This window comes from Sedimentimonas flavescens (assembly GCF_019264375.1).
GTDB lineage: Bacteria > Pseudomonadota > Alphaproteobacteria > Rhodobacterales > Rhodobacteraceae > Rhodobacter > Rhodobacter flavescens.
In genome coordinates this window covers 76,953-103,215 of record NZ_JAHVAI010000002.1, presented here as the reverse complement: position 1 = coordinate 103,215, position 26,263 = coordinate 76,953, and the positions used below count along the sequence as shown (strand labels likewise).

Genomic DNA, 26,263 nt, shown 5'->3' with positions numbered 1-26,263 from the left:
CAGGTTCTTTCTCCGCGCGGAATGCGCGGAGTTATCGTTTTTTATTGCTCTGCTTCTTCATCGCCCTGGTCGGCGACCCGCGCGACCGAGACGACTTCTTCATCGGTGCCCGTGTTGAACACCTTCACCCCGCCCGCCGAGCGCGAACGGAACGAGATCCCCGCGACCGGGCAGCGGATCGACTGGCCCGTCGAGGTGGCCAGCATCACCTGATCGCTGGTCTCAACGGGGAAGGACGCCACAAGGGCGCCGCCCCGATCGGTCATCTTGAAGGCGCCGACGCCCTGGCCGCCACGCCCGCGCACGGGGTAGTCGTGGCTCGACGAGGTCTTGCCGAGGCCCTTTGTGGTGATCGTCAGGATCAGATCCTGCGCGGCCAGCATCTCGGCGTAACGCTCATCGCTCAGCGAGCCTTCGGCCGAAACCTCTTCCGCTTCGTCATCGGCGTCGATCTCTTCCTCGTTGCCCATCTCGGCGCGGAAGCGCTTGATGAACGCGGCGCGTTCCCAGGGTTCGGCCTCGAAGTGGCGGATCACGGACATCGACACGACCGTGTCGCCGCTGGCCAGACGCACACCGCGCACACCGGTCGAGTCACGGCCCTTGAAGACGCGCACCTCGGTCACCGGGAAGCGGATCGCGCGACCGCGCTCGGTCACCAGCATGACGTCGTCGGCCTCGGTGCACATGCGCACGTTCACGAGGCTGACGCCCTCGGGTAGCTTCATCGCGATCTTGCCGTTGCGCATCACATTGGCGAAGTCCGACAGCGCGTTGCGGCGCACATCGCCCTCGGATGTGGCGAAGAAGACCTGGTAGCCATCCCATTCGGCCTCGGGGGCATCGACGGGCATAAGCGCGGCGATGGTGACGCCCTGCGGGATCGGCAGGATGTTGACGATCGCCTTGCCCTTGGAGGTGCGCCCCGCCAGAGGAAGGCGCCAGCACTTGAGGCTGTAGACCATCCCGTCGGTGGTGAAGAACAGAAGCTGCGTGTGGGTGTTGGCAACGAAGAGGGTGGTGACGACGTCGTCCTCTTTGGTCTGCATCGAGGCCAGACCTTTGCCACCGCGGCGCTGCGCGCGGAACTCAGCCAGCGGCGTGCGCTTGATGTAGCCGCCCGAGGTGATGGTGACGACCATGTCCTCGCGCTCGATCAGGTCTTCGTCTTCCAGATCGCCCGCCCAGTCCACGATCTCGGTGCGGCGCGGCACGGCGAACAGCTCTCTCACCTCGCGCAACTCGGCCGAGATGATCGCCATGATGCGTTCGCGCGAGCCGAGGATTTCGAGGTATTCGCGGATCTTGCCAGCCAGTTCGGCCAGCTCTTGCGTTACCTCTTGCACGCCCATCGCCGTAAGGCGCTGAAGGCGCAGATCAAGGATCGCGCGGGCCTGGGTTTCCGACAGGTTGTAGGTGCCGTCCTCGTTGATCGGATGCAGCGGATCGTCGATCAGGCGCAGGTATTCGGCGATGTCATGTGCCGGCCAGCGGCGGGTCATCAGGCGCTCGCGCGCCTCTGCCGGGTCTTTCGACGAGCGGATCGTGGCCACGATCTCATCAACGTTCGTAACCGCAACGGCCAGACCGCAGAGGATATGGCTGCGCTCGCGCGCCTTGCGCAGCTCGTAGGCCGTGCGGCGCGCAACGACTTCCTCGCGGAAGGTGATGAAATGGGTCAGGAAGTCGCGCAGGGTCAGCTGCTCGGGGCGGCCGCCATTCAGCGCCAGCATGTTGCAGCCGAACGAGGTTTGCAGCTGCGTGAAGCGGTAAAGCTGGTTGAGCACAACGTCGGGCGTCGCATCGCGCTTTAGCTCGATCACGACGCGCACGCCGACGCGGTCGGATTCATCGGCAATCCCGGAGATGCCTTCCAGCCTCTTTTCGCGCACGAGGTCGGCGATCTTCTCGATCATCGAGGCCTTGTTGACCTGATAGGGGATCTCGTCGACGACGATGGCGAAGCGATCCTTGCGGATCTCTTCGATATGGGTCTTGGCGCGCATGATGACCGAGCCGCGTCCCTCAAGGTAGGCCTTGCGCGCACCGCCGCGCCCCATGATCTGGGCGCCGGTGGGGAAGTCCGGGCCGGGCACGATCTCCATGATCGTCTCGGAGGACATGTCGGGGTTCTCGATCAGGGCCAGCGTCGCATCGACGACCTCGCCGAGGTTGTGCGGCGGGATGTTGGTCGCCATGCCGACGGCGATACCGCCCGCGCCGTTGACCAGCATGTTGGGGAAGCGCGCCGGAAGGACGGTCGGCTCGCGGTCCTTGCCGTCGTAGTTGTCCTGGAAATCGACCGTCTCTTTCTCGATATCGGCCAGCATGAAGGCCGAGGGCTTGTCCATGCGCACCTCGGTGTAGCGCATGGCCGCCGGGCTGTCGCCGTCCATCGAGCCGAAGTTGCCCTGACCATCCAGTAGCGGCAACGACATCGAGAAGTCCTGCGCCATGCGCACCAACGCGTCATAGATCGCCGCGTCGCCGTGGGGGTGGTACTTACCCATGACGTCGCCGACCGGTCGGGCCGACTTGCGGTAGGACTTGTCATGCGTGTTGCCGGTCTCGTGCATCGCATACAGGATGCGCCGGTGCACAGGCTTCAGACCATCGCGCAGATCGGGAATCGCACGGCTGACGATCACGCTCATGGCGTAATCGAGATAGGCGGTCTTCATCTCCTCGGCGATCGACACCGTCGGCCCGTCGTAATGGGGGCGCTTCGGGCCTTCGTCGAGGGCTTCCGGCATATCAGGAGTATCGGTCACGCGCGTCTCGTTCTTCTAGATTTTGTTGCTCGTCTTATAGCGCAGTCAAGGCTTGGGGTGCAATCGAGAACCGCCCCGCGGGGCGCCCCGGCCTGCCGTGCTGCCCTCTGGGCTTACGCGCCGCGCTTGGCCGCGCGATAGGCAAGGACCCACATCACCGCGAAGACGAGCGAGAAGACCGCGTTCAGGTTGGGCATTGTGATGCCCATGAAGGACCAGACGATCTCATCACAGCGGATCAGCGGCGCGGCCTCGATCTGAGCCAGCAGATCTGCGGGCGACAGCCCCGCGATGCCGTTCGATGTGCAGGTATCGGGGCCCTCAAAGATGCCCCGTTCGACGCCAGAATGGTAGAAGCCCAGAACCGAGGTCGTCAGCGCGGCGAGCGCACCGAAGAACGCCAGCGCGAGGGGCAGGTTTAACAGCAGCATCATCCCGCCCAGAACCGCCGCCACCAGATGCGGCCAGCGTTGCAGGATGCACAGATCGCAGGGCGCGAACCCTATGGCCTGAAACAGCAGCGCGCCGATCAACACGGACGCCGATCCCGCGGCTGCAAGGCCGATCAGAAGGCGGGGCGAGGCGAGGATCTCTCGCGGCGAAAGGGGCAGATGCATCACAGATACCTCAGCACATAGAAGCCGCCGAGCAGGCCGACGACGAAGACGGTAAAGACGAGGCCAAGCCGGCGCTCGATAAAGTCGCGGATCGGTGCGCCGAACTTCCACAAGAGCGCGGCGACGATCACGAAGCGCAAGGCGCGCGCAAGGATCGACACGCCGATGAATAGCGGAAGCGACAGATGCGTCGCGCCCGAGAAGATGGTGATCACCTTGTAGGGGAAGGGTGTGACCCCGGCGATCAGCACCGCCCAACCGCCATACTCGTTGAAGCGCTGCGCCAGTTCGTCGAACTGGCCGGACTTGCCGTAGAACTCAAGGATCGGATGGCCGACCGCGTCCATGAAGCCGTAACCGATCAAGTAGCCCAGACACCCGCCCAGAACCGAGGCAACGGTGGCCACGGCCGCGAACTGGAACGCGCGCCAGGGCATTGCCAGCACCATCGGGATCAGCAGGACATCAGGCGGAATCGGGAAGACCGAGCTTTCGATGAAGGCCACGGCGGCCAGCGCCCAAATCGCGTGACGGTGGCTGGCCAGCCCCATCGTCCAGTCGTAAAGGCCTCGGATCATGTCTGTCCTCGCTGTCGTGCCCCACGCATCGCTTGGCAGGGCGGCAACGTCAAGCGCCGAGCGGCCGAAAACCTCTGTCGCGCCGGAACTCGAGTGGGTAATCTCTGTTTCGTGATCGGTGGAGGATTTTGCGATGAAGTGGCAGGGGCGGCGCGGCAGCGCCAACATCGAAGACCGTCGCGGGAGTACGGTGCGGGGCGTCGGACGCGTAACTGGCCTCGGCGCGGTTGCGATCCTGCTTCTGGGATATTTCCTTGGCGTCGATGTCACGCCGCTGCTCGATCAGGGCCCGGCCTACGAGACCTCGGGCGAGTTGACGGCACAGGACCGCGCGATGGGCGATTTCGTCTCTGTCACGCTGGCAGACACCGAAGAGGTCTGGGCGAATATCTTCACCAACGATCTGGGTCGCGAATATCAGCCGGTAACGCTGGTGCTCTATTCCCGAGTGACGCCCTCGGCCTGTGGCAATGCCTCGGGGGCGACCGGGCCGTTCTACTGCCCGGTGGACAAGAAGGTCTATCTGGACACCGATTTCTTCAACACCTTGTCGAGCCAACTGGGCGCGGGCGGCGATTTCGCGGCGGCCTATGTGGTGGCCCATGAGGTCGCGCATTATGTGCAGGACAAGTTAGGAATCCTCGATCAGGTCAACGCCGTTCGCGCGCGCTCAAGCGAGGCGCAAAGCAACGCGCTTTCGGTGCGGATCGAGCTTCAAGCCGATTGCTTCTCGGGGATCTGGGCGCGGCAGGCGGCCGAGCAATTCGGCTCGATCGAGAAGGGCGATATCGCCGAGGCGATGAACGCGGCGGCGAAAATCGGTGACGACACGCTGCAACGCAACGCAGGCAGGCGACCCATGCCCGACAGCTTCACCCATGGCACCTCCGAGCAGCGCCAGCGCTGGTTTGCGACCGGCTTCGACAAGGGCGATCTGCGGGCCTGCGACACCTTCGCTTCGCGCAATCTTTGATCGCGCGTAGGGCCTTGTCTTGCGCCTTTCGGGCGGTTAGACCGTGATCGCTGGCCCGAGTGGCGGAATGGTAGACGCAGGGGATTCAAAATCCTCCGGTAGTAATACTGTGCGAGTTCGAGTCTCGCCTCGGGCACCAGCTTTTCCTGATTGTAATCTAGCTACCATTCGCGCGCAGCGGCACGAGCGCCGTGCGCAGAATCATCACGAAATCGCGCAGCAGGGATTGGTCTGTCAGGTAGCTCTCGTCGAAGCGGACGCGCGCCGCGAAACCGGATGTTCCGCGCGCCTCAAGCTGCCAGGGGCCAGTGATCCCGGGGCGCAGGCGGTAATAGCTGCGCCCGCCTGCGGCACGGTAATCGGCCTCTTGTGAGGGCAGGAACGGGCGTGGGCCGACAAGGCTCATATCGCCTCGCAAGACATTGAAAAGTTGCGGTAACTCGTCAAGGCTTGTCGCGCGCAGCAAACGGCCAAGGCGTGTCACGCGTGGATCGCGGCGAAGCTTCTGATAATGCGCCCACTCCAGTGCAAGCTCGGGGTCACTCGCCAGCAGCTTCTGCAGCGCCGCCTCGGCATCCGGTGCCATCGTGCGGATCTTGAGGCAGTCAAAGACCCGCCCGTTGCGCCCGATGCGGCGCTGGCGAAAGAACCCCGGACCGCCGTCGCGCCGCGCAAGCCCCCAGCACAGCACGATGAGCGGCGCGCAAAGCGCAAGCAACAGCAGGGAGAAGACCAGGTCGAAGCACCGCTTGCCGCCGTTCCGGTATAGGCCGCGCCGCTGCGTTGCCTCGGCGCGGGGCGGGCTGATCTCGGACAGAAACAGGTCTGACATGGGCGATTGGCCTTCCTGTTCTTCTGGGTTCCGGCATTGGCAGAGTGGATTTCACGACTCGCGCCTAGGTTGAGTAAGCAAAAACGCCCATAGGTTGTAAATGGAAAATAGGTTAACGGCGCGATGCGCCGCTCGCTAAGCCGATATTAATGCAAGCGGGCTACCCCGATTGAAACGATCCAGTCGGGAGGCACAGAGGCGATGCCGTCAAGATCCGTGTTCAACGTGCTGCGCGCTTTCAAATCTTCCATGTGCGAGGTTCTGCTGTTCTGCCTGCTCGCCGCAGTACCAGCCCTTGCGCAGCCGCCGCACCTGGTGATCCGGGAGGATCGCGGAGGACCGCTGGAGGCACGGCTCGCCCGCGTCGAGACCTTGCGACAGGAGGGAAGGGCCGTTGCGATCCCCGAGGGGCGCTGCCTCTCGGCCTGCACGCTCTACCTTGGGCTTGAAGAGACCTGTGTCGGAAAGGCGGCGATCTTCGGGTTCCACGGCCCAACGACGCAGTTCGGGACGATTGCGTTGCCGCAGGCCGAGTTCGAACGTCTCAGCGCTTTGATGGCCCGCCGCTATCCTGAACCGTTGCGTGAATGGTTTCTTCTAAGCGCGAGATTTCATACGCTTACGTATAGATATGTGACGGGGGAAGAGCTTATCCGACTTGGCGTCGCGGAATGCCCCGACCAGATCGACTAACTCTCCGATCCGTTTCTGCCTGCGGTTGGGGCGGTAGTACTCAACGGTTGCGCGGTGCCGTTGAAGGCTGTCAGGCTGAGGGAGTTGGCATGGCCATCGGCGATCAGCTGCGCGAGCAAGGCTAAATCGCGCGCGAGGGCGGAACCCGGCGTTGCACGGCTGGCGGCCAGATCAAGCGCGGTAGAGATGGGCGCGCTCAGTTCGGGGTTGGTCTGGGCAAGCGTCAGGAGTTCGCCAGCCATCGCGGCGACAAATTCGTCGATCCGGACCTGATCGGCGCCAGACCTGCTCAGCGCGGCCAGGCTGTCTGCGACCACTGCGGGGCAGTCCGCTGAGTGGCAGGCGTTTGCGACCGAGCGAACGTCAAACGCCGTCGAGGCCGCACTACTCCCGACCGAGGCGACACAGGCCAGAATCATCGAAGCAAGAAAGCGCATGGTCAACCGAACACTACCTAAGGTAGAGTAACGATAGCACGCAGATCCAACCGGGCAAGAGAAAGGTGCGGCGATGTCGGGGCAGGGGCTTGGCTGGGGAATACGCGCGGTACTGATCGGCGGCTTCGCGGCCCTTCTCGTGACGGCGAGCGTTCTGCTTCCCGCAGAGGCCACCGCGCTGCGTCGCTCGGATGAAACCAGGCTGATCTCGGGCCTTCTGTCCGGAATCCCGGTTCAACCCGGTCGCGGGCAGCATACGGTCAGGCGCCAGATCGCGGGGTGTTTTGCCGCGCTCGATCAAGCGGCGGGGCCGCTGTTCACGATGGAAGCGCGCCGGGTGCTCTTGTCGGGATGCGATGCGCTGGCGGCGCGGCGTCTTGAGCGGGTGCCGAGCCACGCGGCGGTGCATCAGTTGCGCGCCGAGGCGATGATGGCGCAGGGGCAGGTTGCGCAAGCACTCGACGCCTTGCTGTCGAGCGAAGTCTTGGCGCCGAACACCGCATGGCTGGATCAGCGCAGGGTGGTTTTGTTGGCGCGCCTTCAGCCGACGCCCGAGACGGGGCGGCAGCTTTTTGATCGGGCGCTCGTGCGCCTGGCAAGCACACCCGAAACGCGGCTGTGGCTGGCGCGAGGATATACGCGCGATCCGGCGATGCGCGCCGCGATCAGCCAGAGTGCCGCCACGATTCCCGCCTCCGACGCAGAGCGCCTGATTATCGAGATCCGACGGCTCGACGCCGCCATGGCGCGAGGGGAATGACGATGGCCATCTCCGATCTGGCAATCACCGGCAGCACCCAGGGCGCAATGGCGGTCCGACGCGATGGACGTGAGATCCTGGCGTGGATCTTGCTGCTGCTGGTCCTGACGGCGCCGCTTCCGGCGGGTTTCAACCGGCCCGTCATCTGGCTGATGCTTGGCGGCGGACTCGGCCTTCTGGGTGTCATCTGGTTCTCGCGGCGTGGTGTGCTGATCGGACGCGGGCTGCGGGGTTGGTACGCGGTTATCGCAATCGCGATGGCGCAACCGATATGGGGGGTGGCGCAGACCCTGGGGCTTTCGCAGCCCGTCTCGATCGACCCCGGCGCAACCCTGTTGGCCGTGGTTCGCATGATGGCCAATGTCGGGTTTTTCATGCTGGCGCTTGAGGCCTTCTCGCGCCCCGGACTGGGTCGGCGGATAATGCCACTGCTGTTCATCGGGGTCTGTGCCCATGCGCTCTGGGGGCTCGTCGCCCTGCGATACCTCGGGGATGCCGCGCTTTGGGGCGAGAAACTTGCTTATCTGGGCGACGCGACAGGGGCTTTTGTGGGTCGCAACGCCTATGCTGCCTATCTTGGCATGGGGTTGGTGCTGGGGACCGTTCTGCTGGCCGATGTCTGGCGCGGTAAAGGCTTGGTGCGTCTTGGCTACCTGCTTGGGATGGTAGTGATCATGGCCGCGCTCATCTCCACGCATTCCCGGTTGGGCGTTGGTTTGGGCATGGCGGCGGCGGCTCTTGCGGCCCTGCTGATGGGTGCGCCGCGGTCTATGGTTGGCGTGCTTGCGGTGCTCGCGCTGCTTGGCCTTACAGCGTTTGGCGCGCCGCTGCTGGAGCGCGGCTTCGCCTGGCGTGGTGACATCGCGGTTCGGTGGGGTCTCTACGCCGATACGCTACGGCTGATCGCAGAGCGACCGCTGAGCGGCTTCGGGCTTGACGGTTTTGCCCAGGCCCATGAGATGACCCGCTCTCGCGCGCAGTATGATGCGTTCGTTTTTTCCGATGCCCATTCGAGCTATCTCGAATCCTGGGCCGAGGCGGGGCTGCTCTTTGGAACGATGCCGTTTCTTGTGGGCATCTTGGTATTCTCGCGGCTTCTGCGCAGTTCGTTTCGTAATCGCGCAACGGTTGTGGTGGCGATATCGACGATCAGCCTTGCCGCGCTGCATTCTCTTTTCGATTTTGCCTATGAGATCGAGGCAAATTTACTGCTGCTTTTGTTTATTGGCGCGATTGGGGCGTCCGAAGCTTACCCACGCGATGACGCGCGTCACCGGATTTCGCGAGGCTTACACGTTTAGATTGTATTTGCTATAATCGCGGTGCCATACTCCCTCAGGATGCAGGCCGGGGGACAGAATGGCGGGATCGCGAGGCGAACTGATCGAGCTGAGGGCGCTCGTGGATCTCTTTCTTGGGCAGGTACGGCTGATCGCGGGTGTGACGGCGCTGATCTTCGGGCTTGGGGTTGGCTATCTTCTGCTTGCGACTCCGATCTACCGGGCGACCGCGCTGGTGATGGTGGAGCCCGGGCAGAAAAGCCTGCTCGACGGCGCCGAGGCGCGGGGTGACTCAGCTTCGGACTATGCGCGGCTTGAGAGTGAGGTCGCCATCCTGCACTCGGACAAGGTTCTGCTGGCAACGATCCGCGAGGCCGGGCTGATGAGCGACCCGGAGTTTGGCCCGCGCCTGAGCCTGATCGCAAAGCTGCGGCTCGCGTTCGGGGTGCAGGGGCAGGGTGTCGATGACCCCGTTGCCCTGACCGCGCAGACGCTGGAGCGGTTCACGAAAGCGGTTTCCGGAAAACGCCGGGGGCAGACCCTGATCCTTGAGGTCTCGGCCGAGTCGCAACAGGCCGAAAAGGCTGCGTGGCTCGCCAATACCCTGTCGCAAACCTATATCGCGCTGCAACTCGATGCGAAGGTGGCGCGGGCCCTCGGGGCGCGGGATCTGCTTCAGGCGCAGCTTGACCGCGCACAGCAGGCGCTGGCCGGGTCGGAGGCCGCGATCGACGCCTACCTTCAGCGCGAGATCGCCGAGATCGCGACCGAGACCGGGAACATGGCGCTGATGGATCTGGCCGACCGGCTTGCCGCCTCCGAGGCGCAGCGCGCCACGCATGAGTTGGCCTATCAGCGCGCCGATACGGCCACTTCGGTGCAGGATTGGGCGCAGCTGTCCGCGCAGCTCGGCGACGAGGGGGTGGCATCGCTTGCGGCACAGCGTGCGGCGGTGCAGGCGCGCCTAGAGGCTGCGCCGGATGCCGATCAGGGCTCGGTCGTGTTGCGACAAGAACTGGCTGCGCTGGATCGGCATCTGGCACAGCAGGGGGCTTCCGCCGTCACCGATTTGCAAACCCAGGTCGCCCGTCTCGCCGCGCAATCGCGCGACCTGCGTGAGGAGCTGCGGCGCGAGGTGCTGCGCTCAGGCCTCTCGCCCGAGACGCTCAGCGCGATCTATGGCCTCCAGCAAGATGCCGAGATCGCACAGCGCCAATATGCGGCGTTGCTCGCCCGGATGCGCGATCTGGAGGCGCAGGCCGTCGTGCAGGTGGCCGATAGCCGGATCGTCTCGGAGGCGCTGACGCCACAAGATCCGGTCGCGCCCAATGTGCCTTTGGTTCTCGCGGCGGCGCTGATCGTTGGGTTTGGGATGGGCCTCGCGGCGGCGCTGGCGCGCAGCTACTTCGTGGCGGGGATCGACAGCTCGCAGCAACTGGCCGAAGTTCTGCCCGTGCCCCTGGCCGCGACAATCCCCTGGGTCGATCTGGGCAGCGGGCAGCGTTCGGTGGCCGATATGGTGCTTGATGCTCCCTTCTCGGCCTATACCGAGGCGTTCCGGCGGTTGCGCCTGTCGCTTGAGCAGGTGCCGCATCGGCGCTCTGGTGCCATGGTGATCCTTGTCTGCTCGGCTGTGCCGGGCGAGGGGAAATCGGCGGTCGCGCTCGCGCTTGCGCGCAGCTATGCGCTTGGCGGCAAGCGCACCCTGTTGATCGACGCCGATCTGCGCCGGCCGACGCTGGCGCGGCACATGGGGCTTACCCCGGAACTCGGGCTGCTCGACTATATCGAGAACGCGCAGGCCCTGACCGGCGGCGAAGAACTGTGCCGTAAAGACCCGCGATCGCCGGTCGTCGCTATTCTGGGGCAGGGGCGGCCCGAGCAACCTACCGATCAACTTCTGCACTCGGAGATCTTCGACGAGGTGCTCGATACGGCGCGCGAGGCCTTCGATGTCATCGTGATGGACACAGCGCCGCTCTTGCCCGTCGTCGATACGCAATACCTTGCCGGGCATGCGGATGCCGCGATCATGGCGGTGCGCCACGCCGCCACAGCGCAGGCCGAGACGCGCGAGGCGCTGCGCCTGTTGACCGAGGCCGGCGATGGGGCGCTTCCGGTCTTGTCCGTCCTCAGCATGGACCGCTCGAACCGCCGCCTGTCGCGATACCGGGGCTATTACGCCGAATACGCGCCCGGCTGAGCCGCGCCGAGCCGGTGGACGCCCTGTCCGAATTGCACTAAGGAGCGGCTCTCTAATCCCGCAGGGGACCGGTCAGCACGCAAGAGGACAGGGTGTCGATGACCCAGCACGACAGCTCCGCAACAGGGTTCGACGCCTGCCGGCGTTCGGCCCGCCTTTCGGTTGCGCCGATGATGGACTGGACAGACCGCAACTGCCGCTATTTCCACCGGCTGATCTCGCGCAATGCGCTGCTTTACACCGAGATGGTCACCGCCCCCGCGATCATCCACGGCCCGCGCGCGCGGCTGCTGGATTTCAATGCCGAGGAACACCCCGTCGCCCTGCAACTGGGCGGCTCCGATCCTGCCGAGCTTGCCGAGGCCACGCGGATCGCCCGTGACTGGGGTTATGACGAGGTCAACCTCAACTGCGGTTGCCCGTCGGACCGGGTGCAATCGGGTGCCTTCGGGGCCGTCCTGATGAAAACGCCCGAGCTTGTGGCCGATTGCGTCGCGGCGATGATCGCGGCCTCGGATGTCGAGGTGACGGTGAAATGCCGCATCGGCGTGGACGATCAGGACCCGGAAGAGGTTCTACCGCGTTTCCTGTCGGTCGTAGCGGGTGCGGGTGTGCGCCGCTTCACGATCCATGCGCGCAAGGCCTGGCTTCAGGGCCTCAGCCCCAAGGATAACCGTGAGATCCCGCCGCTCGACTATCCGCTTGTGCATCGGATGAAGGCCGAGTTCCCCGATCTGCACCTGTCGATCAACGGTGGGCTCGCGACGCTTGAGGCTGCGCGTGTGCAGATCGATGCGGGGCTTGATGGCGCGATGATCGGCCGTGCGGCTTATCATGAGCCGATGAACATCCTCGGCGCGGCTGATGCCGAGATCTGGGGCGAGGGCGCGCCAGCCGATCCGTTCGCCGTGGCCGAGGCGATGAAACCCTATATCGCGAACCACTTGCAAAACGGCGGGCGTCTTCACCAGATCACCCGCCACATGCTTGGCCTGTTCCATGGTCGCCCCGGTGCGCGTAACTGGCGGCGGGTTCTGTCAGAAGGGGCCACGCGCGATGGCGCCGGTCTTGGGCTTTACGATACGGCCTTGGCAGAGGTCATGCGCGTCGCGTAAGGCTGCGCCGACAGGAGGGCCCAGGATGACCCATATGGAAACTTTGCTGCCGCTGATCGCGATCCTGATTGCGGTGGGCGCCTTCGCGGGTGTTCTGGCGGGGCTTTTGGGCGTGGGCGGCGGGATCGTGCTGGTTCCGGCCTTCTTTTACCTGTTCGGCGGGCTTGGCTATGGCTCGGACCAGTTGATGCAGGTCTGCGTCGCGACGTCGCTTGCAACGATCATCGTCACCTCGGCGCGCTCGGTCATGGCGCATAACCGTAAGGGCGCGGTGGACTGGACGATCCTCAAGCAATGGGCGCCGCCGATCGCCATCGGGGCCGTTGTCGGAGTTCTCGTGGTGGCGCAATTGCGCACGCAGACACTGCAAATCATCTTCGGCGTGATGCTGGTTCTGATCGCGCTTTACATGATGCTCGGCAAGGCGAGCTGGCGGCTGTCGGATCATCTGCCGGGGCTTGGGTTTCGGGTCTGGTTCGGGCCTCTGATGGGCTTCATCTCTGTGCTTCTTGGGATCGGCGGCGGCTCGATCGGCACGCCGATGCTGACGCTGCACGGAGTTCCGATCCACCGCGCGGTTGCGACCTCGGCGGGCTTCGGGATCACGATTGCGCTGCCTTCGGCTATCGCCTTCCTGCTGACCCCCGTGGCCACCGCACCGCCTTACAGCGTGGGTGCGGTGAACATTCCGGCGTTTCTCGTGGTCATCGCCACGACGACGATCACCGCCCCCTGGGGCGCCGCGCTGGCGCACCGGCTGGACCCCAAGCGCCTGCGTCAGGTCTTTGCCGCCTTCCTGATCCTTGTGGCGCTGAACATGCTGCGCAAGGCGCTGCTCTAGGTCACTTCACGCCGCGCGCTTTCGCGTCGTTCCACAGCGCGTCCATCTCGGCCAGATCGCTGTCGGCGGGGGCTTTGCCGAGTTTACGAAGCTCACTTTCAATATGAGCGAAACGGCGGGTGAACTTGCCGTTGGTCGCGCGCAGGGCGGCCTCGGGGTCGATCCCGAGGTGGCGGCCAAGGTTCACCATCACGAAGAGCAGATCGCCATATTCCTCGGCGATCTCGTCGGCGCCAAGGGTCGTGCGTGCCTCGTTCAGCTCCTGCGCCTCTTCGACGATCTTGTCGATCACCTCAGCGGTTGAGGGCCAGTCAAACCCCACCCGCGCAGCGCGCCTTTGCAGCTTGAGCGCGCGGGTCAGCGCGGGCAGGCCAAGGGCCACGCCATCAAGCACACCGCGCTCATCCTTGCCCGCGCGTTCGGCGGCCTTGATCTTTTCCCAGTCCTCGGTCTGCTGCTCGGCCGATTTGTCGCGACTTTCCGCGCCGAAAACATGCGGGTGGCGCGAGACCATCTTGTCGTTGATCGACTTCAGCACACCGAGAATGTCGAAATGCCCGGCTTCGCCCGCCATCTGCGCGTGATAGACGACCTGCAGGGCCAGATCGCCCAACTCGCCCTGCAACTCACCCCAGGCGCGGCGCTCGATCGCGTCGGCGACCTCATGCGCCTCTTCGATCGTGTAGGGGGCGATCGTGTCGAAATCCTGCTCTATATCCCAGGGGCAGCCCGTTTGCGGATCGCGCAGGCACTCCATGATGGCCACAAGCCGCGCAAACTGGTCCCGCACATCGCCTGTTTCGTCGAATATGATCAAATCCGTCGGTTTGGGCATTGCACTCGCCTTCGTGTTGGAGTCTTCTTCGGTCAGTATCGCTTCCCAACCCGCAGAGTCCACCATGCCCGTGATCAACCGCATTGCCGCCCTTGCCCCCGAGATGACCGAGTGGCGTCGCTACCTGCACCAGCATCCCGAGCTTGAGTTCGATCTGCCCGTGACCTCTGGCTTCGTGGCCGATCGGCTGCGCGAATTCGGCGTGGACGAGATCCACGAGGGGATCGCCACCTCGGGGATCGTGGCGTTGATCAAGGGCCGCGCGCCGGGGCCGGTGATCGGCCTGCGCGCCGATATGGACGCGCTGCCCATTGATGAGGTTACGGGGGCCGAGCACGCCTCGCTCAATCCCGGGAAGATGCATGCTTGCGGCCATGACGGGCATACGACGATGCTTCTGGGGGCCGCGAAATACCTGGCCGAGACGCGGAATTTCGCGGGTACCGTGGCGCTTCTGTTCCAACCCGCCGAAGAGGATGGCGGCGGCGGTGAAGTGATGGTGAAGGAAGGCGTGATGGATCGCTTCGGGATCGAGCAGGTCTACGGCATCCACAATGCGCCCAACGTGCCCTTCGGCCATTTCCACACGACGCAGGGGCCGCTGATGGCGGCAGTTGACACCGCATGGGTGACTGTGCGCGGCAAGGGCGGCCATGGCGCGACCCCGCATGAATGCGTCGATCCCATCGTGGCGATCACCGGCATGGTCGGCGCGCTGCAAACCATCGTCAGCCGCAACGCCTTCGCGATGGATGAGCTGGTTATTTCGGTGACTCAGATCCACGTCGGCACCGCCAATAACATCATCCCCGAAGAGGGCTGGTTCTGCGCCACGATCCGCTCGTTCCACCCCGAGGTGCGAGATCTGGCCGAGCGGCGCTTCCGCGAAATCGTCGAGGGCCACGCCGCAGCCTATGGTGTTGCGGTCGAGATTGATTATGACCGGGGCTACCCGCCGACCGTGAACGACGCCACCAAAGCCCGTTTCGCCGCCGAGGTCGCGCGCGAGATCGCCGGGGCCGACGCGGTGCTGGACGACGCCGGGCGCGAAATGGGGGCCGAGGATTTCTCTTACATGCTCGAGGCACGCCCCGGCGCCTACCTCTTCCTTGGCACCGGGCCGGGGCCGGGGCTGCACCACCCTGCCTATGATTTCAACGACGAGATCGCGCCGGTCGGAGCGAGCTTTTTCGTGCGTCTGGTCGAGCGCGCGCTGCCGGTCGCGTGACGTCGGCGTGATGGACCCCGTCGCGCCTTGCCAAGCCGGGGGGCGGCGGCTAGGGTGCGCGCCGAAAACCGGGGGCATGACCCCCAGGCCCTAACGAGAGGACCACAAGATGTTCGCAACCCCCGCTTTTGCTCAGGCCGCAGGCGCTCCGGCCGGTGGCGCTGCCGCTTTCAGCCAGTTCCTGCCGCTGATCCTGATCTTCGTGATCATGTATTTCATGCTCATTCGTCCGCAGCAGAAGCGCGCGAAAGAGCACAAGGCGATGGTCGAGGCGCTGCGCCGTGGCGATCAGGTCGTCACCCAGGGCGGCATCATCGGCAAGGTGACCCATGTGCGCGAAGACGGCGAGCTTGAGGTCGAGATTGCGCCGAACGTCAAGGTGCGCGTGATCAAATCGACCGTCGTGCAGGTTCTTTCGAAAACCGAACCGGCTGCTAACGCCGGTTAATCAAGGCTCGCCGCCATGCTACAGATTCCGCTCTGGAAGCGCGTTGTCATCATTGGTCTTTGCCTTCTGGGGCTGGCCATGGCGGCGCCGAACCTGTTCTACCCGCGCGTCGAGGCGCATAACGATGCCGTCAAGGCCTTCACCGATTCCGGGGCCATGACCGATGCGCAGGCTGCGGCCAGGGCTGGCTGGCCGGATTGGCTGCCTTCGGGGCTGGTCAATCTCGGCCTCGATCTGCGCGGCGGCGCGCATCTTCTGGCCGAAGTGAAGGTCGAAGAGGTCTACAAGGCGCGCATGGATTCGCTCTGGCCCGAGGCGCGCAAGGCGCTTGCAGCCGAGCGCGCCACCATCGGCGCTGTGCGCCGTGCGCCCTCGCCCGATGACGAGTTGCGCATCCAGATCGGCGAGCCGTCGCAAATTGCCCGCGCGGTCGAGATCGCGCGCACGCTGGCAAGCCCGGTGGTGACGCTGACCGGGGTCGGTCAGAACGACATCGAAGTGACGGGGCAGGGCGACACTATCGTCATCCGTCTGAGCGAGGTCGAGCGCGTCGCGACCGACGATCGCACCATGCAGCAGTCGCTTGAAATCGTGCGCCGTCGCGTGGACGCCGCCGGTACACGTGAACCGACCATCGTGCGTCAGGGCACTGACCGCATACTGATCGAGGTGCCCGGTATCGGCTCGGCCGCCGAATTGAAGGCGCTGATCGGCACCACCGCCAAGCTGACCTTCCAGCCGGTGATCAGCCGTGGCTCGAACCCCGACGCCAATCCCGGCTCGGGCAACGAGATTCTGCCTGCCGCCGATGAGCAGGGCGTCTACTACGTGCTCGACAAGGTTCCGGTCGTGACCGGGGATGAACTGACCGACGCACGCCCCGACACCGACCAGAACGGCTATCCCGCCGTGGCCTTCCGCTTCAACGCCACCGGCGCGCGGTCTTTCGGCGATTACACCGCCAACCATATCGGCGAGCCCTTCGCCATCGTCCTTGACGGCAAGGTGATCTCGGCGCCCACGATCCAGGCGCATATCGCGGGCGGCTCGGGCATCATCACCGGGCGCTTCAGCGTGCAGGAGGCAACCGATCTTGCGCTGCTGCTGCGTGCGGGTGCGCTGCCGGCGGGCATGACCTTCCTTGAAGAACGCACCGTCGGCCCAGAGCTTGGGCAGGACTCGATCGACGCGGGCCGTGTGGCCGCGATGGTTGGGCTTGTGGCCGTCGTGGGGTTCATGGTCGCGTCTTACGGGCTGTTCGGCGTCTTTGCGTCGATTGCGCTCTTGATCAACATCGCACTGATCTTTGGTTTCATGTCGATGATCAGCGCCACGCTGACGCTTCCCGGTATCGCGGGCATCGTGTTGACCATGGGCACCGCAGTCGATGCCAACGTGCTGGTCTTCGAGCGTATCCGCGAGGAGATGCGCAGCGCCAAGGGCCCTGCGCGCGCCATCGAGCTTGGCTATGAAAAGGCCATGTCGGCGATCGTGGACGCGAACGTGACCACCTTCATCACCGGTCTGATCCTGTTCGTGCTGGGTGCGGGTCCGGTGCGCGGCTTTGCCGTGACGCTTCTGATCGGCATCGTGACCTCGGTCTTCACCGCGATCTGGGTGACGCGTCTCATGGTCACGCTGTGGTTCGCCCGGCGTCGTCCGAAACAACTGGTTCTGTAAGGAGAGCGCGTCATGGCATTCCGGCTCAAACTCGTTCCCGATCACACCAATTTCGACTTCTTCAAGTACCAGTGGGCGACCTTCGGTTTCTCGGTGTTTCTGGTCGTCGCGTCGCTGATCATCACGCTGGTGATGGGGCTCAACTTCGGCATCGACTTCAAAGGTGGCACCACGATCCGCACCGAGTCGATTCAGCCGCTGGACACCGGGGCATATCGCGATGTGCTGCAGCCCCTGAACCTTGGCGATGTGGCCATCACCGAGGTCTTCGATCCGAACTTCCGAGACGATCAGCACGTCGCCTCGATCCGCGTTCAGGCGCAGGAGGGTGATGAGGCTATCACCCCCGAGGTCATCGGCCAGATCGAAGCCGCACTGAAAACCGTTGACCCCGAGGTCAAGTTCATCTCGACCGAATCCGTGGGCCCCAAGGTCTCGGGTGAGTTGATCTGGACGGCTATCTGGTCTGTTCTGGGCGCGACGGCCGCGATCCTGATCTATGTCTGGTTACGGTTCGAATGGCAGTTCGCTGTCGGGGCCGTCGCCGCACTTGTGCATGACGTGACCGTGACCGTCGGGATCTTCGCGCTTTTCCAGATCAAGTTCGACCTGACGATCATCGCCGCGCTTCTGACGATCCTGGGCTATTCGATCAACGACACGGTCGTCGTGTTTGACCGCCTGCGCGAAAACCTGATCAAGTACAAGACCATGCCGCTGCGCGAGGTGATGAACGTCTCGGTCAACGAGACCCTGTCGCGCACCGTGTTGACGGCGGGCACCACGCTGCTTGCGCTGATCGCGCTTCTGGTTCTCGGCGGCGACGTGATCCGTGGCTTTGTCTTCGCGATGACCTGGGGCGTAATCATCGGCACCTATTCGTCGGTCTATGTCGCCAAGAACATCGTTCTGTTCCTAGGGATTGATCGGGACAAGAAGCCCGCCGATCCGTCTGCCAAGTTCTTCACCGAGGGGACTGCTGATGCCGATAACTGAGGCCGAATACGGCGCCTCACTGCCGGTGGATGGCTACGGGCCGGGGTTCTTCCGGGTCGCGGGGCAGGTGTATTGGGGTGGGATCGTCGTCGAGGCGGGCAGCGTCACGCCCTGGGCCGGATATGACGAGCGCGTGCCGCTCCTGGCCCTGTCGGGCAAGGTCGATGTGCTGTTCGTCGGCACCGGCCCAGAGATCGCCTTTCTGCCCAAAGACTTCGTGCGCGAGCTTGAGGCCGTGGGCGTGATGTGCGAGCCGATGGCAACCCCCTCGGCCGCACGCACCTATAATGTGCTTCTGTCTGAGGGCCGCCGGGTGGCCGCAGCGCTTATCGCGATGCCCGAAGGCGGCGCCGGATGACCCTGCTGGCTGTCGAGAACCTGACCGTGACGCGCGGCGGGCTGCCTGTGCTTGAGGGGCTTGGATTCACGCTTGCGGCAGGCCATGCGCTGGTTCTGCGCGGCCCCAATGGGATCGGCAAGACGACGCTGCTGCGCACCCTTGCCGGACTGCAACCGGCGTTGACGGGCTCGATCTCTATCCCGCCCGAGACGATGGCCTATGCGGCCCATGCCGACGGGCTGAAATCCACGCTCAGCGTGACCGAGAACCTGCGCTTCTGGGCGTCGGTCTATGGCACCGGCCCGATCGACCATGCGCTTGACCGGATGAACCTGCGCCAGTTGGCCGAACGCCCGGCGATGAGCCTGTCTGCCGGGCAAAAGCGCCGTCTGGGCCTTGCGCGGCTGCTGGTGACCGGGCGCCCGGTCTGGGTTCTCGATGAGCCGACCGTGTCGCTTGACGCGGCCTCGGTTGCGCTTTTTGCCGATGCGGTGCGCGATCATCTTGCCAAGGGCGGGGCTGCACTGATGGCGACGCATATCGATCTTGGGTTGCATGAGGCCGCCGTGCTCGATCTTACCCCCTTCAAGGCGCTCCCTCCTGAGGAGGGCGGCTACAAGGGTTCGTTCGACGAGGCTTTCACATGATCGCGCTGTTGCTTCGGGATTTGCGGCTTGCGGTGCGGGCAGGGGGCGGCTTTGGCCTCGGCCTCGCGTTCTTTCTGATCGTGGTGACGCTGGTGCCCTTTGGCGTCGGCCCCGAAGGCAACGTGCTGGCGCGCATCGCGACGGGCGTGCTCTGGCTTGGCGCCTTGTTGGCCTGCCTGCTCTCGCTCGACCGGATCTTCGCGCTGGATTTCGAGGATGGCTCGCTCGACCTGCTGGCCACGGCTCCGGTTCCGCTGGAGGGTGTTGTGACGATCAAGGCGCTCGCCCATTGGATCACGACGGGCCTGCCTCTGGTTCTTGCGGCGCCGGTCTTTGGCGTGCTGCTGCACCTGCCGGGGCCCGCCTATTTCTGGCTTGTAGTATCACTGCTCCTTGGCACGCCTGCGCTGTCGGTGCTGGGGGCTTTCGGTGCGGCGCTGACGGTGGGCCTCAAGCGCGGGGGGCTCTTGCTGTCGCTGCTGGTGCTGCCGCTTTATGTGCCCACGCTGATTTTCGGCGCCGAGCTGGTCAAGCGCGGCGCCTCGGGGATGGATACGCAGATGCCGCTCTTGATGCTGGCGGGGATCACGGCCGCGACCATTGCGGTGGTGCCTTTTGCCTCGGCTGCGGCGATCCGGGTGAATCTTCGCTAGCTTGACCCTCGTCAATCTGCCGCGTTGCATTTCGTGGCAAACGCAATAGTGACTTGAGCGCGAACGAACAGGAAAGTAGCAAGACCCAATGTCGATCTGGGAATACGCCAACCCCGTCAAATTCATGAAGACCTCGTCCCTCGTTCTGCCGTGGGTGACGGGGCTTGCTGCGGTCTGTCTTGTCGTGGGGCTCTACTGGGGCTTCTTCCTGACGCCCGAGGCCGAGAATTTCAAGCAATCCGTCAAGGTGATCTACGTCCACGTGCCCTCGGCGATGATGGCGATCAACATCTGGGTGATGATGCTGGTGACCTCGCTGATCTGGCTGATCCGGCGCCACCACGTCTCGGCGCTGGCGGCCAAGGCCGCGGCGCCCATCGGCCTTGTGATGACCTTCATCGCGCTGGTGACCGGTGCGATCTGGGGCCAGCCGATGTGGGGCACCTGGTGGGAGTGGGATCCGCGCCTGACCTCGTTCCTGATCCTGTTCCTGTTCTACCTGGGCTATATCGCGCTGTGGGAAGCCATCGACAACCCCGACACCGCAGCCGATCTGACCGGCGTTCTGTGTCTTGTTGGTTCGGTCTTCGCGATCCTCAGCCGCTATGCCGTGAACTTCTGGAACCAAGGCCTGCATCAGGGCGCGACGCTCTCGCTCGACAAGGAAGAGAATATCTCGGATGTCTACTGGTTCCCGCTTCTGCTGTGTATTGCGGGGTTCGTGCTGTTCTTTGTCGCGCTACTACTGCTGCGCACCCGTACCGAGATCCGCGCGCGCCGTCTGAAGGCGCTTGAGCAGAGGGAGCGCATGGCATGATACCTGATCTGGGAAAATATGCGGCCACGGTGATCTTTTCCTACGTCGGGACGATCCTGCCGATGGCGGTTCTGGTGGCACTGACCCTTTGGCGGGGCAGCAAAGTCAAACAGGCGCTCAAGCGCCAGGAAGAACGGATGAAGAAAAATGGCTAAGCCATTGATGTTTCTGCCGCCGGTGATCTTTGCAGCTCTCGCGGGCATGTTCGTCTGGGGGATGAGCCGCGAAGATCCCAAGCAGCTTCCTTCTGCACTGGCGGGCAAGGACGCGCCGCCCGTACAGTTGACGCCGATGGCGGGTTTTGAGCCCTTCACCGATGCTGACCTGCGCGATGGCGAGATCAAGCTTGTGAACTTCTGGGCGTCGTGGTGCGCGCCCTGCCGGGTCGAGCATCCGAACCTTGAGGCGCTGTCGAAGGATGGCGTGACGGTTCTGGGCGTGAACTACAAGGATGAGCCCGACAATGCCCTGGGCTTCCTGGAAGAGCTCGGCAACCCTTACGCCCGCATCGGCGCGGATCGCGCGGGCCGCATGGCGCTCGACTGGGGCGTCTACGGCGTGCCGGAGACCTTCGTGGTCGATGGCGAGGGCAAGGTGATCTTCCGCTTTGCGGGCCCCGTCACGCAGCGCGTGATCGACGAGCGTCTCGCACCGCTTCTGGCGGGTGAGGGCGAGTAAAGTCAGGGCAGGCGGCGGGACGGGCGCTCCATCTGTGCCCAGTCAGGCCAGAGCCCGGCCCATTCCAGCCCGACGATCGCGATCACGATCAGCGCGACCGCAAGAACGATCCGGAGCCTGCGCTTGGAGGGCGGATGCCGAACCCAGTTCGACATCCGCACCAACCAGATCAGGTTCATGCCTTGGTTTCTTCGGTAAAGGTGACCTTGCCGATGAAGGGCAGATTGCGGTGGCCCTGCGCGAAATCAAGGCCGTAGCCCACGACGAACTCATCGGGGATTTCAAAGCCGGTCCAGGTGGCGCGCACCTCGACCTCGCGCCGCGAGGGCTTGTCGAGCATGGCGCAGCACTCGATCCGGCGCGGGCCGCGGTCGCGCAGCAGTTCCATCACCTTCGAGATCGTGTGGCCGGTATCGACGATATCCTCGACCACCAGCACATCGCGCCCGCCGATATTGCCGCGCAGGTCTTTCAGGATGCGCACCTCGCGCGATGAGGTCGTCTCGTTGCCATAGCTTGAGGCTTCGAGGAAATCGACCTCGCAGGGCAGGTCGATCTCGCGGATGAGGTCGGCGATGAACACGAAGGAGCCGCGCAGCAGGCCCACAACAACAAGACGGTCGGTTCCCTTGAAGCTTTGCGTGATTTCCTCGGCCAGCGCCTCGACGCGCGCGGCGATACGCTTGGCGGAGATCATCTGATCAATCACATAGGGGCGTTGCGACATCCGATAACTCCTCGGATCGGGGCCTTGAACACTTGCCCGCTTTATCGCAACAAGGGGCGAAAGGGAACCTTGGGAAGGAGCGTCATGCCGACACATTCCGAAAAGCGCGTCATGCCTTATTCGGCGCGCCAGATGTATGATCTGGTTTCGGATGTGGCTCGCTACCCGGAGTTCCTGCCGTGGAACTCGGCGGCGCGCGTGCGCTCGCGCAAGCCGGGGCCCGAGCCGGGGTCGGAGGTGATCGAGGCCGACCTGGTGATCTCGTTCAAGGTGTTCCGCGAACGCTTCGGCTCGCGCGCGACGCTGCACCCCGAGGAAAACCGCGTCGAGGTCGAGTATCTCGACGGGCCGTTTAAGTATCTCAAGAGCTGGTGGCAATTTGCCGACCGCCCCGAGGGCGGCTGCAATGTCGAGTTTTTCGTGGATTTCGAATTCCGCAACGCGATCTTGCAAAAGGTCATCGGCGTGGTCTTCGACGAGGCGATGCGCCGCATCGTGCGGGCCTTCGAAGAGCGCGCCATATCGCTGTATGGCAAGGGCGCCTGATCCCCGCGCCAGAAAAAGGCCGCCCAGTGGGCAGCCTTCTTCGTTTCTGTTCACGAGTTCATATCGTAGGCGCGCTCGCCATGGGTCGAAAGGTCGAGGCCGTTTGTCTCGGCTTCCTTGTCCACGCGCATCGGGAAGATCAGCGCGACGCCCTTGGCAATGACCCAGGTCAGCGCCAGCGTATAGACGCCAACCATCACCAGCGCGCCCAGTTGCGCAACATAGCTGCCATGGCCGAACACGGCGACCATGATGGTGCCGAAGATGCCGCCCACGCCATGCACGGCGAAGACGTCAAGCGTATCGTCGATGCGGATGCGCTCGCGGATCAGGACGACGGCTTCCTGACACAGGATGCCCGCGACGGTGCCGATAACCAGCGCCTCCAGCGGGCCAACGAAGCCCGAGGCCGGCGTGATCGAGGCAAGGCCCGCGATGGTGCCGGTCACGATACCCACCAGCGACGAGCGGCCGAACTTGATGCGCTCCCACGCGGCCCAACTGAGCGAAGCCGCCGCCGCCGAGATATGCGTCACGGTGATCGCCATCGCTGCACCGCCATCGGCGGCAAGCTGCGAGCCGCCGTTGAAGCCGAACCAGCCGACCCAGAGCAGCCCCGCGCCCATGGAGACCATGCCGGGGTTATGCGGCGGGGTGGTGCGGTGACGGCGCGGGCCGATCATGATGGCCAGCAGCAGCGCGGCCAGAGCGGCGGTCTCGTGCACGACGATGCCGCCTGCGAAGTCGCGCGTGCCGACCTCACCCCAGATGCCGCCATCCGACATGATGCCGCCACCCCAGATCCAGTGGGTCACCGGCGCATAGACAAGGAACATCCACAGGGCCGAGAACAGCATGACGAAGGCGAAGTTCACACGCTCGACAAAGGCGCCGATGATGAGCGCGGGGGTGATGATCGCGAAGGTCATCTGGAAGGCGAAGAACAGGATCTCGGGCAGGGTGCCCTTGAGTGTGTCCGGACCGACACCCAGCATCCCGAAGCGCGCAAGCCCGCCCCACCAGGCATTCGCCTCGCCAAACGCGATGGAGTAGCCGCCAAGCAGCCACAGCACACTCATCAGCGCGGCCAGCCCGAAGCACTGCATGAAGATCGAGAGCACGTTGCGCGCGCGCACCAGCCCCCCATAGAACAGCGCCAGCCCCGGCAGCGTCATCAGCAGCACCAGCGCCGTCGCAACCATGATCCAGGCGGTATCAGCCCCATTCATCCGCGAATCCTCCTTCGTTCGTCCCTGAACGGGCTGGAGCATGGCGGCTGGGGTCAGAAAAGAGGCAATGCCCGTCGCGAGGCGCTCAAAATTGATGCGATCACCAGAACGCCCAAGGATTAGGCGCTTTGGGCGGCCTGGTGGCAAACGATAGGCAGTTCACGAACCCTGCGTCAGCGCAGCGGCAAGCAGTCCAAGCGCGTGATTTCTTGCGCCAAGACGCACATTCGCACGGCCGATCGCGCCGAACTCGATCGTCTCGACGCGTGTTTGAAGGCCGCGCTGCGCAAGCCCAAAGCAAACCCGGCCCTCGGGTTTGAACTCGGACCCGCCGGGGCCGGCAATGCCGGTGATCGACACACCCAGATCGGCTTGCGAATGGGCAAGCACGCCCTCGGCCATCTCACGCGCGACCTCCTCGGAGACGGCGCCATGGGCACACAGGCTGGTCTCGGTCACGCCCAGCATCTCTTGCTTGGCGAGGTTCGAATAGGTGACAAAGCCGCGCTCGAACACGTCGGAAGAGCCGGGAATGTCGGTCAGTGCCGCGGCCACCATGCCTCCGGTGCAGCTTTCGGCGGTGGCGATGCGCAGGCCCTTGGCGCGCGCCGCGGCAAGGATCTCCTCGGGACTCATCACAGCATCACCCCGTGATAGAGTCCCGCAAGCACCAGCGTCACGAGGCCCGCGAAGAGGCCCGCCCAGAGGTCGTCAAGCATCACGCCCGCCGCATCGCCACGCCGGTCAGCTCGCCCGACCAGCCAGGGCTTGGTGATGTCGAACAGGCGAAACAGCACAAAGGCCGCCACGGCGCCGGGCCAGACCATTGGCATGTCGCGCATCCAGAACCCCGCCGCCGGGAAGAGCAGGGCAAGCCACTGGCCTGCGACCTCGTCGATCACGATTTCCGAGGGGTCCTCGCCGGGCCGGTCGCGCAGCTCTTCGCCCACGGTATAGAATCCAAGCGCCGTCACCGCGATGGTCGCGACCACCAGCGGGATGAAGCCTAGGTATCGCTCGATCCCCCAGCCCACGGCCAGCGCCGCCAGCGACCCCCAGGTGCCCGGCGCAGGGCGCAGCAGCCCGGTGTAGAAGAAGGTGTTGATGAGGCGCAGCATCTCAGTCTCCGATCAGGGTCGCGGTGGCGATGGCGGCGATGCCTTCTTCGCGGCCGGTGAACCCGAGCCGCTCGGAGGTGGTGGCCTTGACGGAGATCCGATCGGGTGGCAGGCCCATGATCCGTGCAAGTTCAGCCGCCATGGCCAGCGCATGCGGGCCGATCTTGGGCCGCTCGCAGATGAGCGTAACGTCGGCGTTCGAAATCCGGTAGCCCTTGGAGGCCGCGAGCTTCACCGCGTGATCAAGGAAGATCCACGAGGCCGCTCCTTTCCATTGCGGGTCCGAGGGCGGGAAGTGTCGCCCGATATCGCCCTCGGCCAGCGCGCCGTAAATCGCGTCGGTCAGCGCGTGCATCCCGACGTCGGCGTCGGAATGGCCCAGCAGGCCCTTGGAATGGGGTACCTTGACCCCGCAGAGAATAACATGGTCGCCCTCGCAAAAGGCGTGGACATCGTAGCCATTGCCCAGACGGACATCCATGGCGCGCTCCTTTCGTGACCGAAGAACCGCCGCAGCGCGGGTGAAATCTTCGGGGTAGGTGATCTTGAGATTGTCGTCCGAGCCCGCAACGATCTGCACCGGCAGGCCCGCCGCGCGCGCGACCTCGACATCATCGGCGGCATCGCCGCCATAGGCGCGGTGCGCGGCCAGAATATCGCCAAAGCGGAAGCCCTGCGGGGTTTGCGCGCGCCACAGCCCTTCACGCGATTGGGTGCCCGCGACTTCGCCGTCAACCCCACGCCAGAGCGCGTCCGAGACCGGCAGCGCGGGGGCGGCGGCGGGGCCAGCATCCAGTGCGACAAGCACACGGTCGATAACCTCGGCGGAGATCAGGGGGCGTGCGCCGTCGTGGATCAGAACCTTGCTTATCCCGCTGCCATTAAGCGCCTCAAGCGCATTGCGCACGCTTTCGGCCCGGCTGGCGCCACCCGCAACCAGAGTGACACCGCCCCCAAAGAGCGCAACGCCGCGCGCCATGTCATCGGGATGCAGCACCACGAGGATACGCCCGACGCCCGCAAAGGCCGCGACGGTATGCGACAGGACGGGGCGGCCGCGCAGGTCGCGCCATTGTTTGGGCTCGTCGCCCCCGGCGCGGGTGCCGCGGCCCGCCGCCACGATGATCACTGCAACCGACATCGTGCCTCCTCGGTGCGGTCCGGAATTTCTGCCTCAGGCTTAGGTCATGCGCGCGCCTGGTGCAATCCGCGCCTTGCATG

The 26,263-nt window shown here is 64.5% G+C and carries 30 protein-coding genes and 1 tRNA gene; 19 read left to right on the top strand and 12 right to left on the bottom strand.

Annotated features, from left to right (window positions below; genetic code table 11):
* Nucleotides 1-41 precede the first annotated feature (41 nt).
* The 3 genes from gyrA to KTQ37_RS03585 all read right to left on the bottom strand — a co-directional run bounded on the left by gyrA (nucleotide 42) and on the right by KTQ37_RS03585 (nucleotide 3,966).
* On the bottom strand, nucleotides 42-2,771 hold the full coding sequence (gene gyrA / locus KTQ37_RS03595) for a DNA gyrase subunit A (RefSeq protein ID WP_413243716.1): 2,730 nt from the start codon (nucleotides 2,769-2,771) through the stop codon (nucleotides 42-44).
* Nucleotides 2,772-2,884: 113 nt separating this feature from the next.
* Entirely contained in the window at nucleotides 2,885-3,388 is a 504-nt protein-coding gene (locus KTQ37_RS03590) for a disulfide bond formation protein B (RefSeq protein WP_218629108.1), read from the bottom strand.
* Complete coding sequence (locus KTQ37_RS03585) at nucleotides 3,388-3,966, bottom strand: YqaA family protein (protein ID WP_218629107.1); 579 nt, start codon at nucleotides 3,964-3,966, stop codon at nucleotides 3,388-3,390. Before KTQ37_RS03585 ends, KTQ37_RS03590 begins: the two co-directional genes overlap by 1 nt.
* Nucleotides 3,967-4,099: 133 nt before the next feature.
* Between KTQ37_RS03585 and ypfJ the strand changes: the two genes are divergently transcribed.
* On the top strand, nucleotides 4,100-4,939 hold the full coding sequence (ypfJ, locus tag KTQ37_RS03580) for a KPN_02809 family neutral zinc metallopeptidase (RefSeq protein WP_218629106.1): 840 nt from the start codon (nucleotides 4,100-4,102) through the stop codon (nucleotides 4,937-4,939).
* A 53-nt stretch (nucleotides 4,940-4,992) separates the two neighbouring features.
* Nucleotides 4,993-5,078: transfer RNA gene (locus KTQ37_RS03575), tRNA-Leu, on the top strand.
* An 18-nt stretch (nucleotides 5,079-5,096) separates the two neighbouring features.
* Here the strand turns inward: KTQ37_RS03575 and KTQ37_RS03570 are convergent.
* Nucleotides 5,097-5,771, bottom strand: a complete 675-nt coding sequence (locus KTQ37_RS03570; protein WP_218629105.1) for a sugar transferase — start codon at nucleotides 5,769-5,771, stop codon at nucleotides 5,097-5,099.
* 201 nt (nucleotides 5,772-5,972) lie between these two features.
* On the opposite strand from KTQ37_RS03570, the gene KTQ37_RS03565 reads away from it, so the two are divergent.
* A complete protein-coding gene (locus KTQ37_RS03565; RefSeq protein WP_218629104.1) occupies nucleotides 5,973-6,464 on the top strand; it encodes a hypothetical protein in 492 nt (163 codons plus the stop codon).
* Here the strand turns inward: KTQ37_RS03565 and KTQ37_RS03560 are convergent.
* Nucleotides 6,461-6,901: a hypothetical protein gene (locus tag KTQ37_RS03560; RefSeq protein WP_218629103.1), complete on the bottom strand. Its 441-nt coding sequence runs from the start codon at nucleotides 6,899-6,901 to the stop codon at nucleotides 6,461-6,463. The two genes, KTQ37_RS03565 and KTQ37_RS03560, sit on opposite strands and share 4 nt — an antisense overlap.
* 73 nt (nucleotides 6,902-6,974) lie before the next feature.
* Between KTQ37_RS03560 and KTQ37_RS03555 the strand changes: the two genes are divergently transcribed.
* The 5 genes from KTQ37_RS03555 (at nucleotide 6,975) to KTQ37_RS03535 (ending at nucleotide 13,100) form a co-directional block, all read left to right on the top strand.
* The gene (locus KTQ37_RS03555; RefSeq protein ID WP_218629102.1) at nucleotides 6,975-7,661 is read left to right on the top strand and encodes a tetratricopeptide repeat protein; all 687 of its coding nucleotides are present in this window, start codon (nucleotides 6,975-6,977) and stop codon (nucleotides 7,659-7,661) included.
* Between the two features lie 2 nt (nucleotides 7,662-7,663).
* Nucleotides 7,664-8,962, top strand: a complete 1,299-nt coding sequence (locus KTQ37_RS03550; RefSeq protein WP_218629101.1) for an O-antigen ligase family protein — start codon at nucleotides 7,664-7,666, stop codon at nucleotides 8,960-8,962.
* A 58-nt stretch (nucleotides 8,963-9,020) separates the two neighbouring features.
* Nucleotides 9,021-11,144: a GumC family protein gene (locus tag KTQ37_RS03545; RefSeq protein ID WP_218629100.1), complete on the top strand. Its 2,124-nt coding sequence runs from the start codon at nucleotides 9,021-9,023 to the stop codon at nucleotides 11,142-11,144.
* Between the two features lie 98 nt (nucleotides 11,145-11,242).
* Nucleotides 11,243-12,259 (top strand): tRNA dihydrouridine(20/20a) synthase DusA, encoded by a 1,017-nt coding sequence (gene dusA, locus KTQ37_RS03540; protein WP_218629099.1) that lies wholly within the window; start codon nucleotides 11,243-11,245, stop codon nucleotides 12,257-12,259.
* A 25-nt stretch (nucleotides 12,260-12,284) separates the two neighbouring features.
* Nucleotides 12,285-13,100 (top strand): sulfite exporter TauE/SafE family protein, encoded by an 816-nt coding sequence (locus KTQ37_RS03535; protein ID WP_218629098.1) that lies wholly within the window; start codon nucleotides 12,285-12,287, stop codon nucleotides 13,098-13,100.
* A 1-nt stretch (nucleotide 13,101) separates the two neighbouring features.
* On the opposite strand, the gene mazG is transcribed toward KTQ37_RS03535, so the two are convergent.
* Nucleotides 13,102-13,935 carry a nucleoside triphosphate pyrophosphohydrolase gene (gene mazG, locus KTQ37_RS03530; protein ID WP_218629097.1) on the bottom strand — a complete coding sequence of 278 codons (834 nt, stop codon included), beginning with the start codon at nucleotides 13,933-13,935 and terminating at the stop codon, nucleotides 13,102-13,104.
* 64 nt (nucleotides 13,936-13,999) lie between these two features.
* Here mazG and KTQ37_RS03525 point away from each other — a divergent pair, with 64 nt between their 5' ends.
* From KTQ37_RS03525 to KTQ37_RS03480, 10 genes are all read left to right on the top strand, one after another.
* Nucleotides 14,000-15,163, top strand: coding sequence for a M20 aminoacylase family protein (locus tag KTQ37_RS03525; RefSeq protein ID WP_218629096.1), 1,164 nt, complete (start codon nucleotides 14,000-14,002; stop codon nucleotides 15,161-15,163).
* A 109-nt stretch (nucleotides 15,164-15,272) separates the two neighbouring features.
* Nucleotides 15,273-15,611, top strand: a complete 339-nt coding sequence (yajC, locus tag KTQ37_RS03520) for a preprotein translocase subunit YajC (RefSeq protein WP_218629095.1) — start codon at nucleotides 15,273-15,275, stop codon at nucleotides 15,609-15,611.
* Nucleotides 15,612-15,626: 15 nt separating this feature from the next.
* The gene (secD, locus tag KTQ37_RS03515; protein WP_218629094.1) at nucleotides 15,627-17,291 is read left to right on the top strand and encodes a protein translocase subunit SecD; all 1,665 of its coding nucleotides are present in this window, start codon (nucleotides 15,627-15,629) and stop codon (nucleotides 17,289-17,291) included.
* Between the two features lie 12 nt (nucleotides 17,292-17,303).
* Complete coding sequence (gene secF / locus KTQ37_RS03510) at nucleotides 17,304-18,287, top strand: protein translocase subunit SecF (protein ID WP_218629093.1); 984 nt, start codon at nucleotides 17,304-17,306, stop codon at nucleotides 18,285-18,287.
* Nucleotides 18,274-18,645: an Mth938-like domain-containing protein gene (locus KTQ37_RS03505; protein ID WP_218629092.1), complete on the top strand. Its 372-nt coding sequence runs from the start codon at nucleotides 18,274-18,276 to the stop codon at nucleotides 18,643-18,645. The genes secF and KTQ37_RS03505 overlap by 14 nt, the downstream gene beginning before the upstream one ends.
* Nucleotides 18,642-19,274, top strand: coding sequence for a heme ABC exporter ATP-binding protein CcmA (ccmA, locus tag KTQ37_RS03500; protein ID WP_218629091.1), 633 nt, complete (start codon nucleotides 18,642-18,644; stop codon nucleotides 19,272-19,274). The genes KTQ37_RS03505 and ccmA overlap by 4 nt, the downstream gene beginning before the upstream one ends.
* Complete coding sequence (gene ccmB / locus KTQ37_RS03495) at nucleotides 19,271-19,927, top strand: heme exporter protein CcmB (protein WP_218629090.1); 657 nt, start codon at nucleotides 19,271-19,273, stop codon at nucleotides 19,925-19,927. Before ccmA ends, ccmB begins: the two co-directional genes overlap by 4 nt.
* 88 nt (nucleotides 19,928-20,015) lie before the next feature.
* Nucleotides 20,016-20,744 (top strand): heme ABC transporter permease, encoded by a 729-nt coding sequence (locus KTQ37_RS03490; protein WP_218629089.1) that lies wholly within the window; start codon nucleotides 20,016-20,018, stop codon nucleotides 20,742-20,744.
* A complete protein-coding gene (gene ccmD, locus KTQ37_RS03485; protein ID WP_236021058.1) occupies nucleotides 20,741-20,899 on the top strand; it encodes a heme exporter protein CcmD in 159 nt (52 codons plus the stop codon). The genes KTQ37_RS03490 and ccmD overlap by 4 nt, the downstream gene beginning before the upstream one ends.
* Nucleotides 20,892-21,422, top strand: coding sequence for a DsbE family thiol:disulfide interchange protein (locus KTQ37_RS03480; protein WP_218629088.1), 531 nt, complete (start codon nucleotides 20,892-20,894; stop codon nucleotides 21,420-21,422). The genes ccmD and KTQ37_RS03480 overlap by 8 nt, the downstream gene beginning before the upstream one ends.
* A gap of 2 nt (nucleotides 21,423-21,424) precedes the next feature.
* On the opposite strand, the gene KTQ37_RS03475 is transcribed toward KTQ37_RS03480, so the two are convergent.
* Both KTQ37_RS03475 and hpt read right to left on the bottom strand, forming a co-directional pair.
* Nucleotides 21,425-21,601, bottom strand: a complete 177-nt coding sequence (locus tag KTQ37_RS03475) for a hypothetical protein (RefSeq protein ID WP_218629087.1) — start codon at nucleotides 21,599-21,601, stop codon at nucleotides 21,425-21,427.
* On the bottom strand, nucleotides 21,598-22,149 hold the full coding sequence (gene hpt / locus KTQ37_RS03470; protein ID WP_218629086.1) for a hypoxanthine phosphoribosyltransferase: 552 nt from the start codon (nucleotides 22,147-22,149) through the stop codon (nucleotides 21,598-21,600). Before hpt ends, KTQ37_RS03475 begins: the two co-directional genes overlap by 4 nt.
* An 84-nt stretch (nucleotides 22,150-22,233) precedes the next feature.
* Between hpt and KTQ37_RS03465 the strand changes: the two genes are divergently transcribed.
* Complete coding sequence (locus tag KTQ37_RS03465) at nucleotides 22,234-22,695, top strand: type II toxin-antitoxin system RatA family toxin (RefSeq protein WP_218629085.1); 462 nt, start codon at nucleotides 22,234-22,236, stop codon at nucleotides 22,693-22,695.
* A 50-nt stretch (nucleotides 22,696-22,745) separates the two neighbouring features.
* Here KTQ37_RS03465 and KTQ37_RS03460 read toward each other — a convergent pair whose 3' ends face one another.
* From KTQ37_RS03460 to KTQ37_RS03445, 4 genes are all read right to left on the bottom strand, one after another.
* Entirely contained in the window at nucleotides 22,746-23,924 is a 1,179-nt protein-coding gene (locus tag KTQ37_RS03460; RefSeq protein WP_218629084.1) for an ammonium transporter, read from the bottom strand.
* A gap of 159 nt (nucleotides 23,925-24,083) precedes the next feature.
* On the bottom strand, nucleotides 24,084-24,560 hold the full coding sequence (locus tag KTQ37_RS03455) for a CinA family protein (RefSeq protein ID WP_218629083.1): 477 nt from the start codon (nucleotides 24,558-24,560) through the stop codon (nucleotides 24,084-24,086).
* Nucleotides 24,560-25,042, bottom strand: coding sequence for a phosphatidylglycerophosphatase A family protein (locus KTQ37_RS03450; RefSeq protein ID WP_218629082.1), 483 nt, complete (start codon nucleotides 25,040-25,042; stop codon nucleotides 24,560-24,562). The genes KTQ37_RS03455 and KTQ37_RS03450 overlap by 1 nt, the downstream gene beginning before the upstream one ends.
* Nucleotide 25,043: 1 nt before the next feature.
* Nucleotides 25,044-26,183 carry a bifunctional 2-C-methyl-D-erythritol 4-phosphate cytidylyltransferase/2-C-methyl-D-erythritol 2,4-cyclodiphosphate synthase gene (locus KTQ37_RS03445; RefSeq protein WP_218629081.1) on the bottom strand — a complete coding sequence of 380 codons (1,140 nt, stop codon included), beginning with the start codon at nucleotides 26,181-26,183 and terminating at the stop codon, nucleotides 25,044-25,046.
* Nucleotides 26,184-26,263 lie beyond the last annotated feature (80 nt).

Bases quoted from the DNA above. Each gene is read 5' to 3' on its own strand.
- KTQ37_RS03590 (WP_218629108.1), bottom strand. From the start codon at position 3,388: ATGCATCTGCCCCTTTCGCCGCGAGAGATCCTCGCCTCGCCCCGCCTT.
- KTQ37_RS03585 (WP_218629107.1), bottom strand. From the start codon at position 3,966: ATGATCCGAGGCCTTTACGACTGGACGATGGGGCTGGCCAGCCACCGT.
- ypfJ (WP_218629106.1), top strand. From the start codon at position 4,100: ATGAAGTGGCAGGGGCGGCGCGGCAGCGCCAACATCGAAGACCGTCGC.
- KTQ37_RS03570 (WP_218629105.1), bottom strand. From the start codon at position 5,771: ATGTCAGACCTGTTTCTGTCCGAGATCAGCCCGCCCCGCGCCGAGGCA.
- KTQ37_RS03565 (WP_218629104.1), top strand. From the start codon at position 5,973: ATGCCGTCAAGATCCGTGTTCAACGTGCTGCGCGCTTTCAAATCTTCC.
- KTQ37_RS03560 (WP_218629103.1), bottom strand. From the start codon at position 6,901: ATGCGCTTTCTTGCTTCGATGATTCTGGCCTGTGTCGCCTCGGTCGGG.
- KTQ37_RS03555 (WP_218629102.1), top strand. From the start codon at position 6,975: ATGTCGGGGCAGGGGCTTGGCTGGGGAATACGCGCGGTACTGATCGGC.
- KTQ37_RS03550 (WP_218629101.1), top strand. From the start codon at position 7,664: ATGGCCATCTCCGATCTGGCAATCACCGGCAGCACCCAGGGCGCAATG.
- KTQ37_RS03545 (WP_218629100.1), top strand. From the start codon at position 9,021: ATGGCGGGATCGCGAGGCGAACTGATCGAGCTGAGGGCGCTCGTGGAT.
- dusA (WP_218629099.1), top strand. From the start codon at position 11,243: ATGACCCAGCACGACAGCTCCGCAACAGGGTTCGACGCCTGCCGGCGT.
- KTQ37_RS03535 (WP_218629098.1), top strand. From the start codon at position 12,285: ATGACCCATATGGAAACTTTGCTGCCGCTGATCGCGATCCTGATTGCG.
- mazG (WP_218629097.1), bottom strand. From the start codon at position 13,935: ATGCCCAAACCGACGGATTTGATCATATTCGACGAAACAGGCGATGTG.
- KTQ37_RS03525 (WP_218629096.1), top strand. From the start codon at position 14,000: ATGCCCGTGATCAACCGCATTGCCGCCCTTGCCCCCGAGATGACCGAG.
- yajC (WP_218629095.1), top strand. From the start codon at position 15,273: ATGTTCGCAACCCCCGCTTTTGCTCAGGCCGCAGGCGCTCCGGCCGGT.
- secD (WP_218629094.1), top strand. From the start codon at position 15,627: ATGCTACAGATTCCGCTCTGGAAGCGCGTTGTCATCATTGGTCTTTGC.
- secF (WP_218629093.1), top strand. From the start codon at position 17,304: ATGGCATTCCGGCTCAAACTCGTTCCCGATCACACCAATTTCGACTTC.
- KTQ37_RS03505 (WP_218629092.1), top strand. From the start codon at position 18,274: ATGCCGATAACTGAGGCCGAATACGGCGCCTCACTGCCGGTGGATGGC.
- ccmA (WP_218629091.1), top strand. From the start codon at position 18,642: ATGACCCTGCTGGCTGTCGAGAACCTGACCGTGACGCGCGGCGGGCTG.
- ccmB (WP_218629090.1), top strand. From the start codon at position 19,271: ATGATCGCGCTGTTGCTTCGGGATTTGCGGCTTGCGGTGCGGGCAGGG.
- KTQ37_RS03490 (WP_218629089.1), top strand. From the start codon at position 20,016: ATGTCGATCTGGGAATACGCCAACCCCGTCAAATTCATGAAGACCTCG.
- ccmD (WP_236021058.1), top strand. From the start codon at position 20,741: ATGATACCTGATCTGGGAAAATATGCGGCCACGGTGATCTTTTCCTAC.
- KTQ37_RS03480 (WP_218629088.1), top strand. From the start codon at position 20,892: ATGGCTAAGCCATTGATGTTTCTGCCGCCGGTGATCTTTGCAGCTCTC.
- KTQ37_RS03475 (WP_218629087.1), bottom strand. From the start codon at position 21,601: ATGAACCTGATCTGGTTGGTGCGGATGTCGAACTGGGTTCGGCATCCG.
- hpt (WP_218629086.1), bottom strand. From the start codon at position 22,149: ATGTCGCAACGCCCCTATGTGATTGATCAGATGATCTCCGCCAAGCGT.
- KTQ37_RS03465 (WP_218629085.1), top strand. From the start codon at position 22,234: ATGCCGACACATTCCGAAAAGCGCGTCATGCCTTATTCGGCGCGCCAG.
- KTQ37_RS03460 (WP_218629084.1), bottom strand. From the start codon at position 23,924: ATGAATGGGGCTGATACCGCCTGGATCATGGTTGCGACGGCGCTGGTG.
- KTQ37_RS03455 (WP_218629083.1), bottom strand. From the start codon at position 24,560: ATGAGTCCCGAGGAGATCCTTGCCGCGGCGCGCGCCAAGGGCCTGCGC.
- KTQ37_RS03450 (WP_218629082.1), bottom strand. From the start codon at position 25,042: ATGCTGCGCCTCATCAACACCTTCTTCTACACCGGGCTGCTGCGCCCT.
- KTQ37_RS03445 (WP_218629081.1), bottom strand. From the start codon at position 26,183: ATGTCGGTTGCAGTGATCATCGTGGCGGCGGGCCGCGGCACCCGCGCC.